We start from the raw sequence: 21030 nt of genomic DNA, 5'->3' as shown, positions 1-21030 counted from the left end.
TTGCGTAATATTGAAAGTTGTTTATAACTTTGTTACATAAGAACTTTTCAGTATATCGTAAAATCATTTAATTCATAGAAAGCAATGGCGGAAAAAATCAATTTGACAGAGCAGTTGAAGAAGTATTTCGGTTTTGATACTTTCAAAGGAAATCAGGAAGCTATAATAAGAAGTCTTCTTGAAGGTAATGATACTTTTGTATTGATGCCAACCGGGGGGGGAAAATCGCTGTGCTATCAGTTGCCTTCCCTGCTGATGGAAGGAACTGCTATCGTTATATCGCCGCTCATTGCACTTATGAAGAATCAGGTGGATGCTATGCGCAACTTTAGCGAGGAAGATGGAGTGGCTCATTTCATCAACTCTTCGTTGTCAAAGTCTGCTATAGACCAGGTGAAGGCCGATATATCGTCAGGTAAGACCAAATTGCTCTATGTGGCGCCGGAATCTCTTACTAAGGAAGAGAATGTGGATTTTCTGAAGCATGTGAAAATTTCATTCTATGCCATTGATGAGGCTCACTGTATTTCGGAGTGGGGACATGACTTCCGTCCTGAATATCGCAGAATAAGGCCTATCATAAACGAAATAGGAAAGGCTCCGGTGATTGCCCTGACAGCAACGGCTACTCCTAAGGTGAAGATGGATATCCAGAAGAACCTTGGAATGACTGAGGCTAATGAATTCAAATCATCATTTAACCGTCCTAACCTGTATTATGAGGTACGACCAAAGACCAATAATATCGACCGTGATATTATCAAGTTCATCAAGCAGAATCCTGAAAAATCGGGTATCATTTATTGCTTGAGCAGAAAGAAGGTTGAGGAACTGGCCGAGATACTTGTGGCAAACGGTATAAAGGCGAAGGCTTATCACGCAGGTATGGATGCGGCTACACGAAATACCAATCAGGATGACTTCCTTAAAGAAAATATTGATGTCATTGTGGCCACTATAGCTTTCGGTATGGGTATTGACAAACCGGATGTGAGGTATGTGCTCCATTATGATATTCCAAAGAGTCTTGAAGGATATTATCAGGAAACCGGTCGTGCAGGAAGAGATGGCGGAGAGGGACAATGTATAGCATTCTACTCAAACAAGGATTTGCAGAAACTGGAGAAGTTCATGCAGGGCAAACCTGTATCCGAACAGGAAATAGGCAAACAGTTGCTTCTTGAAACAGCTGCTTATGCGGAATCTTCTGTATGTAGAAGAAAAATTCTGTTGCATTATTTCGGTGAGGAATATACTGAAGAAAATTGTGGTAATTGTGATAACTGTTTAAATCCGAAAAAACAAGTGGAGGCTCAGGAATTATTGTGTGCAGTGATTGAAACAATCGTTGCTGTTAAAGAAAATTTCAAACAAGATTATATTATTGATGTTTTGCTTGGCAAGGAAACATCTGAGGTACTGGCTCATAAACATGATGAACTCGAAGTGTTCGGCTCTGGTATGGGTGAAGAAGAACGCTTATGGAACTCCGTGATACGTCAGGCTCTCATTGCAGGATATCTTGCTAAGGATGTGGAAAATTACGGCTTGCTGAAGGTTACGCCAAGCGGACATAAGTTCCTTAAGAACCCGAAATCATTCAAGATAGTAGAAGATACTGATTTTGATGAAGATGAAGTGGAAGAAACACCAATGAGGGGTGGAGCGGCTTGTGCTGTTGACCCGGTGCTGTATTCCATGCTTAAGGATTTGCGTAAGAAAATGTCTAAAAAACTGGATGTACCGCCATATGTGATATTCCAGGATCCTTCTCTTGAAGCTATGGCAACCATATATCCTGTCACTCTCGAAGAGTTGCAGAATATACCGGGTGTAGGTGCCGGAAAAGCCAAACGATACGGTCAGGAGTTCTGCGACTTGATTAAGACTCACTGCGAAGAGAATGAAATAGACAGACCTGAAGACTTGAGGGTGCTTACTGTGGCAAACAAGTCAAAACTGAAGGTCTCCATAATCCAGAGCATTGACCGCAAGGTGGCACTTGATGATATCGCTGTAGCAAAGGGAATTGATTTTCAGGAACTGCTTGATGAGGTCGAGGCTATAGTTTATTCGGGAACGAAACTGAATATCGATTATTTCCTAGACGAGATTATGGATGAAGACCATATGCTCGACATATACGACTATTTCAAGGAGTCTGAAACAGACGATATAGAAGATGCTATGGATGAACTTGGTGATGACTATACTGAAGAAGAAATAAGACTCGTAAGAATCAAGTTCATTTCGGAAATGGCAAATTAATTATTATGATATTTATGAACTTCGTCATGCCGTGGGTATGACGAAGTTTTTTTATATAGCTATAAAAAATATGTTAATGTATAGGCGTGTATTTATAATAATTCGTATAAAAATCGTATATTTGCACGCAATAATAATCAAAAGCATAAAGCCCTATGTCATTTATTGCAGATAAAGTTGTTATGGATGGATTGACTTACGATGATGTTTTGTTAATCCCTGCCTATTCTGAAGTATTACCAAAAACAGTCGAACTTACGACTAAGTTCTCAAGAAACATCGAGTTGAAAATCCCTTTTGTAACTGCTGCCATGGATACAGTTACAGAATCTCAGATGGCTATAGCTATTGCCAGAGAGGGAGGTATCGGTGTAATCCACAAAAACATGTCTATTGCTGAGCAGGCTCGTCAGGTTGCAACAGTGAAACGTGCTGAAAACGGTATGATTTCAAATCCTGTAACTATCAACAGAGATGCAAAGGTGAAGGATGCTTTGAATATCATGGCTGAATATAAAATCGGTGGTATTCCTGTAGTGGACAATGAGAATTATCTTGTAGGTATCGTTACTAACCGTGACCTTCGTTTCGAGAAGGATATGGACAAACAGATACAGGAAGTGATGACTTCTGAAAATATCATCACTACAAAGCAGTCAACTGATATGGAAACTGCAGCTCAGATTCTTCAGGAAAACAAGATTGAAAAGCTTCCTGTAGTTGATGAGAAAGGTAAACTGATAGGTCTTATAACATACAAGGATATTACTAAGGCTAAAGATAAACCGATGGCTTGTAAGGATGCTCAGGGCCGTTTGCGTGTTGCTGCCGGTGTAGGTGTGACAGTAGATACTCTGGAACGTATGGAAGCGTTGGTTAATGCCGGAGCAGATGCTATCGTTATCGATACTGCACACGGACATTCTAAATATGTAATCGAAAAACTTAAAGAAGCTAAGAAACGTTTTCCTAACGTGGATATCGTTGTAGGTAACGTTGCAACAGGTGCTGCTGCCAAGGCTTTGGTTGAAGCCGGTGCAGATGCAGTGAAGGTAGGTATCGGTCCGGGTTCTATCTGTACAACACGTGTTGTAGCCGGTGTAGGTGTTCCTCAGCTTTCTGCTGTTTATGATGTAGCAAAGGCATTGGAAGGTACAGGTGTTCCTCTGATTGCTGACGGTGGATTGCGTTATTCAGGTGACGTAGTTAAGGCATTGGCTGCAGGTGGTTACAGCGTAATGATTGGTTCTTTGGTTGCCGGTACAGAAGAAGCTCCTGGTGATACTATCATATTCAACGGACGTAAGTTCAAGTCTTATCGTGGTATGGGTTCTTTGGAAGCTATGGAAAATGGTTCTAAAGACCGTTACTTCCAGAGCACAACTACAGACGTTAAGAAACTTGTTCCGGAAGGTATTGCTGCACGTGTTCCTTACAAGGGTACTCTTTATGAAGTAATCTACCAGTTGATTGGTGGTTTGCGTGCCGGTATGGGATATTGCGGTGCACACAATATTATGGAACTTCACAATGCGAAGTTTACTCGCATCACAAATGCAGGTGTACTTGAAAGTCATCCGCACGATGTGGCTATTACAAGTGAAGCTCCTAACTATAGCCGTCCTCAATAATATAAATAAATATTAGTGTTGGCATGGATTGTATATAATGCGTTTACGCTTATGTATGGTCCATGCTTTTTGTTTTGATATGGTAAGACCCGTTTTGATTTGCTTTTTGTTTCTTCTTCAATGTATAGACTTATATTCCGGTGGAATTTCTGAAGCTGAGGATAAGGTTTTGTTAAGGATTGGAGGAGAAAATATATATTTGTCGGAGTTTAATGCTATGTATGACAATGTGTCGAACTTCGGAGATTGTTCCAGGAGTGAGTATTTTTATTATTTCCTCACATATAAGCTGAAGGTTTATGACGCTGAAAGATTGGGCTTGGATTCAGTTTCTGACGGTGAAAGGATGAGAGTGAATCTTAAAACTGAACTTTTGCATCCGGATTCGTATGGAAATGATGAAAAGCAAGTGAGACTTTTGACATATAGAGTACGTCAGGATGAGGAATTGGAGAATGGCATTGCTGTGATGAAAGATATTTGTTCTAAGCTTGAAACGGGAGTAAAGGTTGATGATATATGTCGAGATTTGTCCGATAGCAGATTCTCCTGCATTTCTGTTACTGATGAAACTTTTTTGTTGAATGAGATAAAAGAAGAGCTTGGGAAAATAAAAGGAACAGGACATTCATTGCCGTTCGTTTCTCCGGAGGGAGTTCATGTGGTGGTGAAATGTATTCCTGAAGTGAAAAAGTTCAGATGGGAGGATAAGGCGGACGATGCTTTGCTCGCTGCAGCATGGGACAAGTATTATTCGGATAATATGCAGAATTACTCTGAAGATGATTTGAAAGTTTTTTTCAAGGCCAACAGAAAACGCTACAGATGGGAATTGCCTCATTACAAAGGAGCGGTCATTCATTGCAAAAGTAGAAAATATGCCAGAAAGATAAAGAAGGAACTCCGAAGACATCCTCTGGAGGAATGGAGTGGCATTCTTTCTGGTATTGGGAAAAAGGATTCCAGGTATGATGCTGTCATGCAAACCGGACTTTTCTGCATAGGCGAAAACGAGTATATAGACAAGCTTGCTTTTAAATGTGGAAACTGTAAGCCGGTTGACGGTTATCCCTATTCCTTCGTCGTTGGCAGGTGTCTTGATTATATGCCTGACAGTTATAAAGATGTTTACGACATAGTGGTGCAGGATTATATTTTGAAACGTAAAGAGCTGTATTTTGAACGTCTTGAACGTGAATTTAGGGTAGAAAAGTATATAGACGTTTTAAAAACCGTTAATTCTGATGGAAGTAATTGATTTATACAGTATCTTCGTTCACTGATTTATAGAAAGATGCGTAATACATGTATTTATACTCTTGTTTGTCTTCTTTTGCAGCTGTCATACGGTTGCACTGAAACTGTAGACCATAGGGGAAAGACTCCTTTGGTTCAGGTTGGCAAGAATTTTCTGTATAAAGAAGATGTTGTTTCGGCTATTCCTCCCGGAGTGTCATTGAAGGATAGTGCACATATGGCAGACAGGTATATCAAAAACTGGATTGATGATGCTCTCCTATATATCAAGGCTGAAGGAAATATACCTGATAATGCTGAAATAGAAGAATTGGTCAGGGATTACAGAAAGACGTTGATAACTCATTCTTATATAGAGCAAATAGTCAGTCAGGAAGTGGAAGGCAATATATCTGACAGTGAGATTGAGGTATATTATAACAGTAACAAGGAGATATTCATAGCCAGAGAGCCGTATATAAAGGGATTGTATATAAAAGTTCCGAAATCGGCTTCAGGTATATCGCAGGTAAGACACTGGTATAATGATTCGTCGGAACGTGCTGTTGATAACCTTGAGAAATATGGTTTGCGTAATGCTGTGGATTATGAATATTTCTACGACAGATGGAGGTCACTGGACGAGATGTTACTGCGTTTGCCGGTAAAGGATGTCGAAAAAGGACGTATCAAGAAGGAGAAGAATATAGAGTTGAGTGATTCGGCATTTCATTATTTCCTTAATGTGAAAGAATTCCTTGATGAAGGTGAAATCCTGCCGTTGGAATATGCCGGTAAGGAAATTAAAGAGATACTAATGAATAAAAAGAGGGTGGAGTTTATTACAAGAATGAAAGAAGACTTGTATAACGAGGCCTCAGAAAACAATGATATAAAATATTTTAATGGCTCAAATGAATAAATTAAGTGTCAAAAAAGTAAGTTTACTCCTGCTCTTTATGTTGGTGGGATTAACAGTTAAAGCCCAGGACAATGTTATTGACGAGGTCGTTTGGGTAGTTGGAGATGAGGCTATTCTTAAATCGGACGTTGAGAATGAACGTCTGAATGCTCAATATGAGGGAAGACGTTTCGACGGTGACCCTTATTGTGTTATCCCTGAAGAACTGGCAGTGCAGAAACTCTTCCTCCACCAGGCTGAAATAGACAGTATTGAAGTGTCTGAACAGGAAGTTATCCAGAAAGTAGAACAGCAGACTGCATGGCTCATCGAACAGATTGGTTCGAAAGAAAAGATGGAGGAATACTATAACAAGACATCTACTCAGATACGCGAGATGTTGAGGGAAAATATCAGAAACGGACTCATTGTTCAGCAGATGCAGCGTGAGTTGGTGGGTGACATCAAACTTACTCCTGCCGAGGTGAGAAACTATTTCAAGAATCTGCCTCCTGACAGTATCCCGAGTATTCCTACACAGGTGGAAGTGCAGATAATAACCCGCGAACCTAAGATAAAGGAAGAGGAGATAGAGCGTGTGAAGAAAACATTGCGTGAGTTTACCGACCGTATTTATAAAGGCGAATCTTTCTCAATGTTGGCACGATTCTATTCTGAAGACCCGGGTTCCGCACGTAGAGGAGGTGAATATGGATTTACCGGTAGAGGCGAGCTGACACCTGAGTTTGCGAATGTGATATTCAATATGACTGACCCTAAGAAGATTTCAAAAGTGTTTGAGACAGAATACGGTTATCATATTGCACAGCTGATAGAAAAACGTGGTGACCGTGTAAGTTACCGTCATATATTGATGAAACCGAAAGTGGACGAGGCGGAAATAGAAGAAGCCTTGAACAAACTTGATACTCTGGCAAATGATATAAGAAAAGGCAAGGTAACATTCGATGAGGCTGCAACTTGGGTTTCACAGGATAAGGACACTAAGAACAACCACGGTTTGCTTGCCAATCCGCAGACAGGAACTTCACGTTTTGAAATGCAGCATCTGGCCGGAATGGTATCTCAGGAAGTGGCCAAAGTGGTAGAAGGAATGCAGATAGGCGAAATCTCGAAACCATTTACAATGATTAACTCCAAAGGTAAGGAGGTTTGTGCCATTGTCAAACTGAAGAACAGAATAGATGCGCATAAAGCTACTATTACTGAAGACTACCAAAGACTGAAGAGTATGGTGACTGCAAAACGAAGCGAAGAGAAAATTCAGGAGTGGATAGTTGAAAAACAGAAGACTACGTATGTTCGCATAAATCCAAATTGGAGAAACTGCGATTTCAAATATCCGGGATGGATTAAAAAATGATGAATTTACATTATTGCCGAAAAAGACAGAATGTTTGATATAAAGAAGAAAATAATGTTATTTGGCGGGCAGAGAGTACTGGTGTTATGTGCTCTCTGCCTGTTGGGCTTTTGCCTGACAGCTGCCGATATGCAGGACGGAAGGACACAGCCGAAACAGAAAAGCAAGGTGTATCTGTTGCGTGCCGACAAACTGAAGAAAGATGCACAGCATCCTGATGCTCAGATAGTGGTCGGTAATGTGGTTTTCCGTCATGACAGTGTGTATATGTATTGCGACAGCGCATATTATTATGACAAGATAAATTCGTTCGAGGCGTTCAGCAATGTGCGAATGGAACAGGGAGATACACTGTTCCTTTATGGCGACAGACTGTATTACGATGGCCTGACCCAGATTGCCCAGATGAGAATGAACGTTAGAATGGAAAACAGGACCACGACATTGCTTACTGATAGTCTGAACTACGACAGAGTGTTTAATTTGGGCTATTTCTTTGATGGTGGAACTATGATGGACGACCAGAATGTGCTGACATCCGAATGGGGAGAATACAGTCCTTCTACCAAACTGTCTGTTTTCTATTACAATGTGAAGTTAGAAAACCCTCAGTTTACGATGCTGTCCGATACGCTTAAGTACAGCACACTGACAAAGGTGGCAAACATTGTAGGACCTTCTGATATTTACAGCGACGACAATTATATTTATTCGGAATCAGGATATTATAACACTCAGACAGGCAAGGCGGATTTGTATCAGCGTTCGGTACTGACAAGCGATAACAGACAGCTTACAGGCGACTCTTTGTTCTATGACAGAAATACGGGAGTGGGAGAGGCTTTCTCGAACATTGTCATGACTGATACTGTTAATAAGAATATGATGCTGGGTGACTATGGATACTACAATGAGAAGCTGAAAAATGCTTTCGTGACAAAGAATGCGGTAGCTATAGACTATTCTCAGGGTGACAGTCTTTTCCTTCATGCCGATACGCTCAGCATGAATACTTTCTATCTTGACACAGACTCCATGTATCGTGAAGCCAGAGCATATCATAAGGTGAGATTCTACAGAACTGATGTTCAGGGAGTAGCAGACTCGCTTGTCTTTTCATCGAAAGACTCATGCCTGATTATGTATAAAGACCCTATTCTATGGAATGAAAACCAGCAGTTGCTTGGCGAACAGATTAATATTTACATGAACGACAGTACTATAGACTGGGCGCATATCATCAATCAGGCTCTTTCAGTAGAGCAGGTACCTGTAGATACTACTTTGTTCAATCAGATTTCTGGAAAGGAGATAAAGGCATATTTCGAAGACGGACTGATGGAGAAAGTGGAAGTTATAGGTTCTGTCAGACTGGTATATTATCCAATGGATTCCGACAGTCTGCTCATCGGTATGAACGTTTCGGAAACAAGTCAGCTTGACATATATCTGGAGAATCAGCAGCTCGAACGGATGGTGATGAGTCCTAAATCAAACGGAACCCTTTATCCTATGTCGCAGATACCTCAGGAAAAGAGTCATCTTGATAATTTTGTATGGTTTGACTATATTCGTCCTTTGAACAAGAAGGATATATTTATATGGAGAGGCAAGAAAGTTGAAGACCAGCTCAAGAAGAATGTGCGCGGTCCTATCGAATTGCCGAACCAGCATTTGTTTAACGATAAATAGATAATGTTATGGGAATGTTTACAATGAGAAAACCGAGACCGTATCACCATGAGTATATCTATGTGGACGAGCGTAAGGAGAAACTGCAGAAGATAGAGGAAACTGCAAAACGTGAACTCGGCATGTTGCCGCCTAAGGAATTCTCTCCTGAAGACATCAGAGGAAAGTTTGTAGAAGGAACTACATATCTGAAGCGTCGTAAGGAAAGTGGCAGAAAACCGTTAAGCTATGCTACTCTGTTTATTGCCATATTGATTCTGTTGTATATTCTTCATTATCTTATTACCGGTAGTTTTACTTTTTGATTTAATAGAGGAGAAACATAATTTATGAGCGATATAATCCGTTTGTTGCCCGATTCCGTAGCCAATCAGATAGCTGCAGGAGAGGTGATACAGAGGCCGGCTTCTGTCATAAAGGAATTGGTGGAGAATGCCATAGATGCCGGTGCCGGACATATTGATGTGTCTGTAACAGATGCCGGAAAGACCTGCATCCAGGTGATAGACAATGGTAAAGGTATGTCGGAAACAGATGCACGTTTGGCTTTCGAACGTCATGCCACTTCAAAGATACGCGAAGCTTCGGATTTGTTCGCTCTACGGACGATGGGATTCCGTGGAGAGGCATTGGCATCCATAGCGGCAGTGGCGGAAGTGGAATTGCGTACAAAGCAGCACGGCGAGGAACTCGGTACGTCAATCCTCATAGCCGGTTCGAAGGTAGAGAAGCAGGAGCCAGTGGCATGCCCTGAAGGCAGTAACTTCATTGTCCGCAACCTGTTTTTCAATGTCCCTGCACGACGGAAATTCCTGAAGTCAAACCAAACGGAGCTGAGCAATATAATCTCTGAATTCGAAAGGATAGCTCTTGTAAATCCTGAAGTATCATTCACATTCCATCACAACGGAACCGAAATACTGAATCTGCCGGCTATACAGTTGAGGCAGCGCATAATGGGTGTGTTCGGCAAGAAACTGAACCAGGACCTTCTGTCGCTTGATATTGACACTACGATGGTGAAGATTCACGGTTTCATCGGCAAACCTGAAACTGCAAGAAAGAAAGGCGCACGCCAGTTCTTCTTCGTTAATGGCAGATACATGCGCCATCCTTATTTCCATAAAGCTGTAGCCGATGCATACGAACATCTTATCCCTACAGGTGAGCAGGTATCATATTTTATATACTTTGATGTTGACCCGGCAAATATCGATGTAAACATTCATCCTACCAAGACTGAGATTAAGTTTGAGAATGAACAGGCCATATGGCAGATTTTGTCGGCTGCGGTAAAAGAAACATTAGGCCGTTTCAATGCCGTTCCGTCAATAGACTTCGATACGGAGGGAATGCCTGATATTCCGGCTATAGATATGGCAGGCTCTTTTGGTGGAGGCCTTCCAACTACATCATATGACCCATCGTATAATCCGTTCAATCAGTCGGCATCAGTAGTGCCGCCATCGTCATACTCGTCTGCCGGAAGGAAAAAGACCGAGTGGGAACCTTTCTACCAGGGATTGGAAAAAAGTTCAAGACCTGCGAAAGACGATATTTCCGTATTTCCTGATGACACTGTTTTCGCTGACAAATATCAGGAAACAGAAGATACGGCCGAGCCTACAATTTACAATGAACATCCCGATGCAGTAGTGGCGGAAAAGTCCACACAGCATTATCAGTATAAAGGAACATATATCCTTACTTCCGTAAAGTCCGGGCTGATGATTATAGACCAGCACAGGGCACACGTCAGAATTCTCTATGACAAGTATATGGAGCAGATACAGAAGCACATCGGGCTGTCACAGCGTATGCTTTTCCCCGATATGATACATTTCTCTCCTTCCGAGGTTCCTGTTCTTGAGGAAATAATGGAAGATTTGTCATCATTGGGCTTCGAACTCAGCCCTTTGGGTGGAGGCACTTATTCCATAAACGGAGTGCCTGCCGATATTGAAGGACTGAATCCGGAAACTCTCATAACCAATATAGTTCATTCTGCCATCGAAAAAGGATGCAAGGTGAAGGAAGAGGTACAGAGCATGATAGCCCTCTCCATGGCGCGTGCATCAGCCATAGTTGCCGGACAGGTACTTTCAAACGATGAGATGAATGCGCTGGTCGACGGTCTGTTCTCTGTTTCGGCACCGAATTATACTCCCGACGGAAAGACCGTTCTTGCCATGATGAACGATGATGATATAGAGAAACTTTTCCGATAAGGCCCTACGTTTTTTGCTGCTGACAGTAGTGGGCAGAGCTGCCGACTATAGTGGGCAGCATTGCCGACCATAGTCAGCACCACTGCCGACTATAGTCAGCACCAAAAAATAACGGGGCGTTTCAGTGTTTGTTTAATGATTTTAAAACCTAAATATGAGATTTGTTTTATTGTTTTCCATACTCTTAAGCCTGTCTGTCAATGCTCAGGACATCAACTCAGTGTTTATATCAATGCCTGATTCCCTTTCTCCGTTACTGACCAAGGTCAATCGTCAGGACTTTGCCGATTTTCTTTCGTCGGGAATGAAGGCGGTTGTGAAGAACCGGTTTGAGGGAAAGTCGGAAATGCTGAAGCTCACCGATACTTATCTGAAGCTCAAGACTACGTCGTCATCTTCGGAAGAGATGAAACTTCTTCCGCTGAATGATTCCGTAAATGTAGTTTGCGTGGTAAAGACATATGCCGGACCGGTCGAAGACAGTAGTGTTTCATTCTATTCTACAGACTGGAAGGAATTACCTTTGAGGAATTTTATATCTCTGCCGGAGCATGAAGACTTCTATAAACCTTCTGCCGACAGTGTAAGTGTAGTGACGAAAGAAGATTTCGCGTCTGAGATGTACATGATGAAAGCCGAACTGTCTGATAAAGACAACACTATAGTGTTTAAGTGTACTTCGGCAGAAACAATGGGTAAGGAAAGTGCCGAACAGGTGAAACCATATACTTTGGATTCTTTGAGGTATAATTGGAAAAATGGAAAGTTTGTAAAGGAATAGTAACATCTGTGCGGACTTAAAACATGTTGTTCAACACAAAACGCACTGTTTTAAGTGTATAGTGTATGAAAATACTTAAAAAATACTTAATCCGGTTTGCCTTCCTCCTCAAAAAAACTTATCTTTACGATGATTTTTGAAAACCTTTTTTAGTTTTGAATTGTTACGTTTAAGGAATTCCATTTAAAACAAGTAATTTTCTTATACGCACAGATAAAATATTTACGACAAAAAATGCTTATTAAAATTCTTAGAACATTATCGGTTGCAGCTTTAGCTTTGGTGTCTGTCAATACTTCGGCACAGGATTTGTTGGCCAAGCAGGCACCTATAGACAGGAAGCTGAAGTCTGTAGACTCTTTAGCTTTGGTACGTCAGATTGAAACAGAACAGGCTTTTTATCCGGCTTATTCATTATATCCGGAATGGAGCAATGCAAGGGTGCATGCCTACGGTAACAATGTGACAGTGCCTGATACTTTCAGAATAGACCTGACAGGTTTCTGTATGCCAACTCCACATACAAAGATTACTTCAAAGTGCGGCCCTCGCTGGAGACGTATGCACAACGGTCTTGATATTAAGGTTTATATTGGCGACACAATACGTGCGGCATTCAGCGGAAGAGTTAGAATCGTGAGATACGAACGCTCAGGTTACGGTAAATATGTGGTAATTCGTCATGACAACGGGCTGGAAACCATCTACGGACATCTTTCAAAACAGTTGGTCAAGGAAGATCAGTTTGTTAAGGCAGGCGAGGTTATCGGTCTTGGCGGAAATACGGGACGTTCTACCGGTTCGCATCTGCATTTCGAAACAAGATTGCTCGGTCAGGTAATCAATCCTGAATTCCTTTTCGACTTCCCGAAACAGGATATTGTAGCCGACAGCTATCTGTTCATCAAGGGAGCAAATATGTATAACTATCAGCGTACACGTGCCTTGGCTGCACTCAAGAACGGCGATATGAAGAAGGTTACTGCTGTTGCCAATTCCATACGCTATCACAAAATCAAGAGTGGCGACACTTTGGGCTCGATATCAAGAAAATATCACGTATCTATTGACAAGCTGTGTAGCTTGAACGGTATAAAACGCACAACTGTTCTCCGAATCGGACAGGTATTGCGTTGCTCATAATTCTGTATAATACTTTAATATAGAATCTTATTTGACGTTTATATGATTAAAAAAGGTGGATTGCAAAAGCATTTCCACCTTTTTTATTATGCGTTTATACGAAAAAATAAGTAACTTTGCCACATATTCATTAGGTTTATGAAAGATACTAAACAACAGTTTGAACACGTTATAGAAATATGTCGTAGCCTTTACGAGAAGAAATTGCATGATTACGGCGCAGCGTGGCGCATCATGCGTCCGTCGTCTGTAACAGACCAGATATTCATAAAGGCTAACCGCATTCGCAGTATAGAAGTAAAGGGAGTAGCCCTTATCGACGAAGGAATCCGTTCGGAATTCATTGCAATAGTAAACTATGGTATTATAGGTCTGATTCAGCTTGAATTAGGATTTGCCGAAACTGATGATATGAGTGTGGAATGTGCACTCGAGATGTACGACAAATACGCCAAGAAGGCGCTGGAACTCATGTTGGCAAAGAATCATGACTATGATGAGGCATGGCGAAGTATGCGTATATCGTCATATACAGACCTCATTCTGATGAAGATATACAGAACCAAGCAGATAGAGTCGCTTGGCGGCGAGACTTTGGTTTCCGAAGGTGTGGATGCCAACTATATGGACATGATAAACTATTCTGTATTCGGACTAATAAAACTTGAATTTGGAGAATAGGTATATACATAGAGCTGTTTATGCAGGTGTAAATGTTTGTCGTTTCCTCCTGGCTATAGTATTCCTGTTTTCAGGATTTATCAAGGCCAATGACCCCATGGGCACAGTGTATAAGGTGCAGGATTATTTCGAAGCGTGGGGAATGGCAGGATGGAATTCCGGTTTTGTGCCATATCTTATAGCTTGGATAATGGCTATAGTGGAATTTACGTTAGGCTCATATCTTCTCTTCGGAATACGTCGCAGATTGGCATCTGTTTCATGCCTGCTTTTTATGTTGGTTATGACTCCGCTGACATTGTGGCTTGCCGTTGCCAACCCTATCTCGGATTGCGGATGTTTCGGCGATGCGGTACATCTGTCCAACTGGGATACTTTCTGGAAAAATGTAGTACTTCTGTTGGCTTCAATAGTGGTTTTCTTCCGCAATAGGAGTATATTCAAGTTGGTGACAGACAAGATGGACTGGCTTGTGGCGATGTATAGCACTGTGTTTATTTTTTTGTTCACTTACTTCACATTGAGTCATCTGCCGGTTTTCGACTTCCGTCCGTATCGCATAGGTGCAGATATCAGAGCCGGTATTGAAATACCCGAAGGAGTTAAACTTCCGGTGTACGAAACTATTTTCACATATCAGAAAGATGGAGTACAGAAGGAGTTTACCATAGACAATTTCCCTACGGATTCCACCTGGAAGTTTGTGGAATCGAAAACGGTGCTCAAGGAAAAAGGATATGAATCGCCTGTCAAGGATTTTGTGATAGTGTCGAATGAGGATGGTTTTGATATTACAGATGAGATTCTGAACAGCGATTATGCTTTTCTCCTTGTTTCGCCATGGTTGGAAAATGCCGATGACAGCTCCATGGACCTTATAAACGAGGTTTACGATTATTCCTTGGACCACGGCTATAAGTTCTATTGCGTCACAGCATCGTCAGATGAGGCTATTGCAAGATGGCAGGATTATACCGGAGCCGAGTATCCTTTTGCGACGATGGACAAGATAACGCTGAAAACCATAATACGCTCAAATCCGGGACTTCTGCTCCTCAAGGATGGGGTAGTGATAAGGAAGTGGAGTAATTTCTCTTTCCCTGACGAATATCAGTTGTCCGGCCCTCTCGATGAACTGCCTATAGGACAGATTGATGAGAATACGTTCTGGACTAAAGTGACGGAAATGCTGGTATGGTTCTTCGGACCGTTGATTCTGTTTATTTTTATAGATTTGCTTTGGCTGAGTATCAGTAGAAGAAAAAAGGTGGTACCGGTTTCGAAGCACAATAATAACGAGAAGAAAAATTGATTATAACCTTTTATATTTAACAAATTAATTATTTCAAACAAGATGAGAAAAAACATTGTAGCAGGTAACTGGAAAATGAACAAGAACCTGCAAGAAGGTATTGCTTTGGCAAAAGAATTGAATGAAGCTTTGACAGCTGACAAACCAAACTGCGACGTGATAATCTGTACTCCGTTCATCCACTTGGCTTCTGTAACTCCTATCGTTGACAGCTCAATCATCGGTGTAGGTGCAGAAAACTGTGCTGACAAGGTTTCAGGAGCATATACAGGTGAAGTTTCTGCAGAAATGGTAGCTTCTACAGGTGCTCAGTACGTAATCCTTGGTCACTCTGAACGTCGTGCTTACTATCACGAAACAGTAGAAATCCTTGAAGAAAAAGTTAAACTTGCTTTGGCTAACAACTTGAAGCCAATCTTCTGTATCGGTGAAGTTCTTGAAGAACGCGAAGCAAACAAGCAGAATGAAGTAGTAGAAGCTCAGTTGGCTTCTGTATTCTCTTTGTCAGCTGAAGATTTCGGTAAAGTAATCTTGGCTTACGAACCGGTTTGGGCTATCGGTACAGGTAAGACTGCTACTCCAGAACAGGCTCAGGAAATTCACGCTCACATCCGTTCTTTGGTTGCTGCTAAATACGGTAAGGAAGTTGCTGAAAACACTTCTATCCTTTACGGTGGTAGCTGCAAGCCTTCTAACGCTAAGGAATTGTTCGCTAATCCTGATGTTGACGGTGGTCTTATCGGTGGAGCTGCATTGAAAGTTGCTGACTTCAAGGGTATCATCGACGCATTCAAATAATTTATTTTGCAGACGTGAAAAGTCTGTAGTGTAATATTATGACAGTATTCCGGGCACTACCGTCCGGCATACTGTCTTTAAAAATTTAATAAAACCGGTATGATGAAATATCTTTTATCTTTAATCTTTACTGTTTCTTCGGTCATGGCTTTGGCACAGAGCAATATAGTGGAAAGTCTGCAGACCAATGTTCCCGGACAGGGTAAAGTGACAGTGCATCAGGATGCGCAAATAACCGAAATGATAGGCAAACGTTTTGTCAGAACTGGAGCTTCGGAAGCACAGAAAGTGATAAAGACGCGCGGTTACCGTGTGCAGGTCTATGCAGGTAATAACTCCCGACAGGCCAGAGATGAGGCTAACTCTGTAGCTGAAAAGGTAAAGGAAAAATTCCCGGATATGCCGGTATATACTTTCTTTCAGCCTCCACGCTGGCTATGCAGGGTAGGCGATTATAAGAGTATTGAAGAAGCACATGTTGCAATGAGGCAACTGAAAGCTGCTGGAAGTTTTAAAGAAGTGGCGATAGTGCGTGAACAGATAAATATTCCGATAGAATAATGATGATGACAACTGATATGATAAACTGGTCTGAAGAGAAGGTTCAGAAACTGATGGGACACTACAAGGAGATTTTGTCATTGTTGGGTGAAGACCCTGAACGTGAGGGACTTTTGAAAACGCCGGAGCGTGTGGCAAAGGCTATGCTTACTCTCACCAGAGGATATGACATGGACCCGAAGGCTGTGCTTAATGCTGCTAAATTCCAGGAGGAATACAGTCAGATGGTCATTGTGAAGGATATTGATTTCTTTTCTTTGTGCGAACATCACATGCTTCCGTTTTACGGAAAGGCTCATGTGGCGTATATTCCCAACGGATATATTACGGGACTGAGCAAGATAGCGCGTGTGGTTGATATCTTTTCACACCGCTTGCAGGTACAGGAACGAATGACTCTGCAGATAAAGGAATGCATTCAGGAAACGTTGAATCCGCTTGGAGTGATGGTTGTAGTTGAGGCTAAGCATATGTGTATGCAGATGCGTGGTGTAGAGAAACAGAATTCTATAACCACTACATCCGATTTCACAGGGGCTTTCAATCAGGCAAAGACTCGTGAGGAGTTCATGAATCTTATCCGGAACAACCGTTAATACAGGCTTGTAGTACGGTCGCCGGCATCTTTCAGAATCATATTCTGGGTTTCGGTCAAGTCTTTGAAATGTGCCATTATCTCTGCACACTTCTCTGGATTCGAAGCCACGGCAGGATCGTTCAGAGCTTGAAGGGTATGTTTCATCTCTTCTTTTAGAATGGATATCTTAAAATCCAGCAGCAGGCGGGGAACGAGTTCATAAAGACGTTCTTCGTCTGTTATTATTTTCTGCCCTTTTGAGTGGTAGTTACTCAACTGGTATCTGTCGCTCGACATATCGGCAGCCACTTTGCTTATCTCCGGGTCAGGGTTTGAAAGGAAATATCTTTCGGCCACAAAATTCTCATTGTGTACGTTCTCTTCCGCTTCTTTCAGTATTTTTCTGTGTATAGGGTTGTGGAACTGTATATCGTCAACTCTCAGATTATACGCTATATACTCTGTTACTGTAAAAGGCTGTTCGTTACCTTCTTCGTCTTCTACACAGCACACTACTTTCTCTCCATATCTGATAATCATTTTCACAAGACTCTCTTCCTGCTTGTAGAAAACCTTGTTTTCGTTTCCCTGAGCCGGTATATATGAAGAGTATGTGTCAACCGGTGATACCGCTTCCGGCAGTAACTCCGGTGGAGGTATATTGCCTTCCGGTAGAAGGACAGGAGTGTCGATTGGTGCAGTATCAGGATTGCTCACAGGTGGAATCGTATTCACGGCACTGTTATTGTCTGTACCGTTGATGCCAGTCTGCTGTTCTCCTTGTTGTGAAGGGGCTATAGCCTGCTGTCTTCTGCTGTATTCTTCCCTCTGTCTTTTTCTCTCTTCTTCCTTCTCCTTGTTTTCAACAGCCTGTTCAATAAGTTTGGCGGTGGCTTCAACTAATATTTTCTCGTCCATCTTAAGCAGCTGGCTGCACTCTCTGATATATACAGAACGGACTATGCTGTCGGGAATTACAGATATGCTTTTTACGATGCTTGAAATCAGCTCAGCCCTTTTGATTGGGTCTTTGCCGGCCTCGTCCATAAGCAGGTTGGTCTTGAAACGGATAAAGTCAACCTCATTGTTATTGATATAAGCCTGGTACTCCGTAGCGTTATGCTTTCTGGCAAAGCTGTCAGGGTCTTCACCGTCGGGAAGCAGACACACCTTTATATTCATGCCTTCTTCCAAAAGCATGTCGATACCGCGGATACTGGCTTTTATACCTGCACCGTCGCCATCGTATAACACTGTGATGTTGCTCGTAAATCTGTGAATAAGCCTTATCTGGTCCGATGTAAGTGCCGTACCGGATGATGCCACTACGTTCTCAATACCGCTCTGGTGCATCGAAATAACGTCGGTGTAACCTTCCACAAGGAAACATCTGTTTTGACGGATTATAGACTGTTTTGCAAAGTATATACCGTACAGTTCTTTACTCTTATGGTAGATTTCTGATTCAGGAGAATTGACGTACTTCATCTGTACGTTCTTCGTTGCGGCGCTGAGTACACGGCCGCCGAAAGCAACTACTTTTCCTGTGATATTATGAACAGGGAAAATCACACGTCCCCAGAAACGGTCGCGTATGGTTTTTCCGTCGTCCTTCATGTAGCACAGTCCTGTTTTGAGCAGCAGTTCCTGTTTGTAGCCTTTTTGTACAGCAGTTCTTGCCAATGCATCTTTTGATTCCGTGCAATAGCCGAGCTGGAATTTCTTGATTATATCATCGCGGAATCCTCTCTGACGGAAATAGGTCATACCTATGCTCTGTCCGTCGACATTGTTGTATAAGATGTCCTGGAAATATTCAGCTGCAAACTGATTGACGAGGAAAAGACTTTCTCTGAGGCCTTGCGACTGCTTTTCCTCCTTTGTAAGCTCTCTTTCCTTGATTTCGATATTGTACTTCTTTGCAAGCCATTTCAGAGCCTCGTAGTACGACAACTGCTCATGCTCCATAATGAAATGTACGGCATTCCCACCTTTTCCGCAACTGAAGCACTTACATACTCCCTTGCTTGGAGATACACTGAACGATGGAGTTTTCTCGTTATGGAAAGGGCACAAACCAACGTAGTTGACTCCGCGCTTGCGCAGAGTAACGAAGTCGGAAACAACATCAACTATTTGTGCTGCATCGAGAATCTTGTCTATGGTGGCCTGATCTATCATATTAGCTGCAAAAGTACATAAAAAATATGATTTAGGGATAAAAAATAGGGGAAACCACATTTGCGGTTTCCCCTTGATATAATTTATAGCCTGTATATTAATTATTTAATATTAGGGTTCAATGCGTTCCATTCAGATACTGGAGGAAGAACGCCCATAGCGATAACTTCGTCACGAAGAGCGCACAAGTGTTCGTAGCTCTTATCCAAAGCAGCCTGTTCTTCAGCTGTTCCGTTCAAAGCAGCGCAGTGGCAACCTTCTGTGTCGATAGAAGTTTCCCAAGCCATCATGATGTGGTCATACTTATCGTTTGATACATATGTACCGGCTGGCCAACGGAATGCTTTACCACCCATAGCAGCACCAATCATTTCGATAGAAACGTATGATGGGCTCTGGAATGAAGAACGTCCGCGGAGATTGATGATGTTAGCACCACCCTTAGTTACTTTCTGCTGGATTTCAGCCCACTGTTCTTTAGTCAAAGCGTCTGTACCGATGATATCAGTCAATGCCTTGCCGTTAACTTTAGCTGTAGAAGCGAATACAGCCATCTGTTCGCCGTGGCCACCATATGTACGGCAGTTTTCAACTGCGTCCATAGAAACACCGAAGTGTTTAGCTAATTCGCTGCGAAGACGGGTAGAGTCAAGAGCGGCAAGAGTTGTAACCTGACCTGGTTTCAAACCTGAGTACAACAAAGTGATAAGACCGGTGATATCAGCTGGGTTGAAGATGATAACGATATGTTTTACGTCCGGGCAGTAAGCCTTAACGTTCTTACCGAATTCTTCAGCGATAGCTGCGTTACCTTTAAGAAGGTCTTCGCGAGTCATACCTGCCTTACGGGCAGCACCACCTGAGTTTACAATATATTTAGCACCTGTCAAAGCTTCTTTGATATCAGAAGTGAAAGTGATGTTTACACCTTCAAAGCCGCAGTGGAACAATTCTTCTGCTACACCTTCCAAACCTGGAGCGTATGGGTCGTACAAGCAGATGTTATTAGTCAAGCCCATCATAATTGCAGTCTGAGCCATATTAGAACCGATCATACCGGCAGCACCTACGATAGTAAGTTTTTCGTTTGTTACAAATTCCATAATTCTAATTATTTATGTTATGTTATAAAAGTGTTTTTGTTCAGTACTCTTTTACTTGCGCTACAAAGTTAAGAAATAATCGAAGAAATAACAGATTTAGTGATGGCAAATAAACAGTATTTTCTGTGCTTTTATACTTAATTACGGAAAAAAATCATTATTTCATTTTAGTTGTATTGAAATTGTAATGATGATGTTGCAATTATGGGTGATAATTCAATTAGAGCTGATTTAAAATGTTGGATGATTTATAAGTAATGACAATAAAAAAGGCGTCATTCATCATTTTGAATGCCGCCGGCTTCCTGAAAGAACCCCCCAATTTAGGGTTCTTTGTTTCTTTGGTTTTTCAAGTCTTTCTTGTTATCCTATCAATCTTTTCTTTTTACCTTAGCACTAAACCTATTGACCTTTTTACCTTTTATCCTTAAACTGAAAACCTTTTACCTTTTTACTAATACCTTTTTTAAAACCTAATACCTTAATCTTAACCTTAAACTAATAACCTTTTATCTAATACTTTTTATTTTTATACCTTAAGTAAGTCTAATAC

Annotated in this window: 17 protein-coding genes; 15 read left to right on the top strand and 2 right to left on the bottom strand. The window is 41.7% G+C overall.

Annotation, left to right across the window (positions count from 1 at the left end):
- Positions 1 to 84 precede the first annotated feature (84 nt).
- From recQ to folE, 15 genes are all read left to right on the top strand, one after another.
- Entirely contained in the window at positions 85 to 2268 is a 2184-nt protein-coding gene (gene recQ, locus QZ379_RS01375) for a DNA helicase RecQ (RefSeq protein ID WP_291557386.1), read from the top strand.
- Positions 2269 to 2423: 155 nt separating this feature from the next.
- Positions 2424 to 3899: an IMP dehydrogenase gene (gene guaB / locus QZ379_RS01370; protein ID WP_291557384.1), complete on the top strand. Its 1476-nt coding sequence runs from the start codon at positions 2424 to 2426 to the stop codon at positions 3897 to 3899.
- Positions 3900 to 3978: 79 nt separating this feature from the next.
- The gene (locus tag QZ379_RS01365; RefSeq protein ID WP_291557382.1) at positions 3979 to 5157 is read left to right on the top strand and encodes a hypothetical protein; all 1179 of its coding nucleotides are present in this window, start codon (positions 3979 to 3981) and stop codon (positions 5155 to 5157) included.
- Between the two features lie 36 nt (positions 5158 to 5193).
- Complete coding sequence (locus QZ379_RS01360) at positions 5194 to 6057, top strand: peptidyl-prolyl cis-trans isomerase (RefSeq protein WP_291557380.1); 864 nt, start codon at positions 5194 to 5196, stop codon at positions 6055 to 6057.
- Entirely contained in the window at positions 6050 to 7420 is a 1371-nt protein-coding gene (locus tag QZ379_RS01355; protein ID WP_291557378.1) for a peptidylprolyl isomerase, read from the top strand. The genes QZ379_RS01360 and QZ379_RS01355 overlap by 8 nt, the downstream gene beginning before the upstream one ends.
- Before the next feature lie 129 nt (positions 7421 to 7549).
- Complete coding sequence (locus QZ379_RS01350; protein WP_291557475.1) at positions 7550 to 9112, top strand: OstA-like protein; 1563 nt, start codon at positions 7550 to 7552, stop codon at positions 9110 to 9112.
- Positions 9113 to 9120: 8 nt separating this feature from the next.
- Entirely contained in the window at positions 9121 to 9417 is a 297-nt protein-coding gene (locus QZ379_RS01345; protein ID WP_291557375.1) for a hypothetical protein, read from the top strand.
- 24 nt (positions 9418 to 9441) lie between these two features.
- Complete coding sequence (gene mutL / locus QZ379_RS01340) at positions 9442 to 11340, top strand: DNA mismatch repair endonuclease MutL (RefSeq protein WP_291557374.1); 1899 nt, start codon at positions 9442 to 9444, stop codon at positions 11338 to 11340.
- Between the two features lie 154 nt (positions 11341 to 11494).
- Positions 11495 to 12121 (top strand): DUF3256 family protein, encoded by a 627-nt coding sequence (locus QZ379_RS01335; protein ID WP_291557372.1) that lies wholly within the window; start codon positions 11495 to 11497, stop codon positions 12119 to 12121.
- A 234-nt stretch (positions 12122 to 12355) separates the two neighbouring features.
- Positions 12356 to 13264 (top strand): peptidoglycan DD-metalloendopeptidase family protein, encoded by a 909-nt coding sequence (locus QZ379_RS01330; RefSeq protein ID WP_291557370.1) that lies wholly within the window; start codon positions 12356 to 12358, stop codon positions 13262 to 13264.
- Positions 13265 to 13402: 138 nt separating this feature from the next.
- Complete coding sequence (locus tag QZ379_RS01325; protein ID WP_291557368.1) at positions 13403 to 13945, top strand: DUF1599 domain-containing protein; 543 nt, start codon at positions 13403 to 13405, stop codon at positions 13943 to 13945.
- Positions 13935 to 15257: a BT_3928 family protein gene (locus tag QZ379_RS01320; protein ID WP_291557366.1), complete on the top strand. Its 1323-nt coding sequence runs from the start codon at positions 13935 to 13937 to the stop codon at positions 15255 to 15257. The genes QZ379_RS01325 and QZ379_RS01320 overlap by 11 nt, the downstream gene beginning before the upstream one ends.
- A 42-nt stretch (positions 15258 to 15299) precedes the next feature.
- Positions 15300 to 16055: a triose-phosphate isomerase gene (tpiA, locus tag QZ379_RS01315; RefSeq protein WP_291557364.1), complete on the top strand. Its 756-nt coding sequence runs from the start codon at positions 15300 to 15302 to the stop codon at positions 16053 to 16055.
- A gap of 102 nt (positions 16056 to 16157) precedes the next feature.
- Positions 16158 to 16616, top strand: a complete 459-nt coding sequence (locus QZ379_RS01310) for an SPOR domain-containing protein (RefSeq protein ID WP_291557473.1) — start codon at positions 16158 to 16160, stop codon at positions 16614 to 16616.
- The gene (gene folE, locus QZ379_RS01305; protein ID WP_291557362.1) at positions 16616 to 17212 is read left to right on the top strand and encodes a GTP cyclohydrolase I FolE; all 597 of its coding nucleotides are present in this window, start codon (positions 16616 to 16618) and stop codon (positions 17210 to 17212) included. The genes QZ379_RS01310 and folE overlap by 1 nt, the downstream gene beginning before the upstream one ends.
- Here the strand turns inward: folE and dnaG are convergent.
- Positions 17209 to 19374 carry a DNA primase gene (gene dnaG, locus QZ379_RS01300; RefSeq protein ID WP_291557359.1) on the bottom strand — a complete coding sequence of 722 codons (2166 nt, stop codon included), beginning with the start codon at positions 19372 to 19374 and terminating at the stop codon, positions 17209 to 17211. The genes folE and dnaG overlap by 4 nt on opposite strands.
- A gap of 101 nt (positions 19375 to 19475) precedes the next feature.
- The gene (locus tag QZ379_RS01295; protein ID WP_291557356.1) at positions 19476 to 20477 is read right to left on the bottom strand and encodes a malate dehydrogenase; all 1002 of its coding nucleotides are present in this window, start codon (positions 20475 to 20477) and stop codon (positions 19476 to 19478) included.
- Between the last annotated feature and the right edge of the window lie 553 nt (positions 20478 to 21030).

It is taken from the genome of Bacteroides sp., from assembly GCF_019417265.1.
In the GTDB taxonomy this organism is placed as follows: domain Bacteria; phylum Bacteroidota; class Bacteroidia; order Bacteroidales; family Bacteroidaceae; genus Phocaeicola.
Note: the sequence above shows the minus strand (reverse complement) of the source record. Positions and strands in the feature narration are given on the sequence as shown.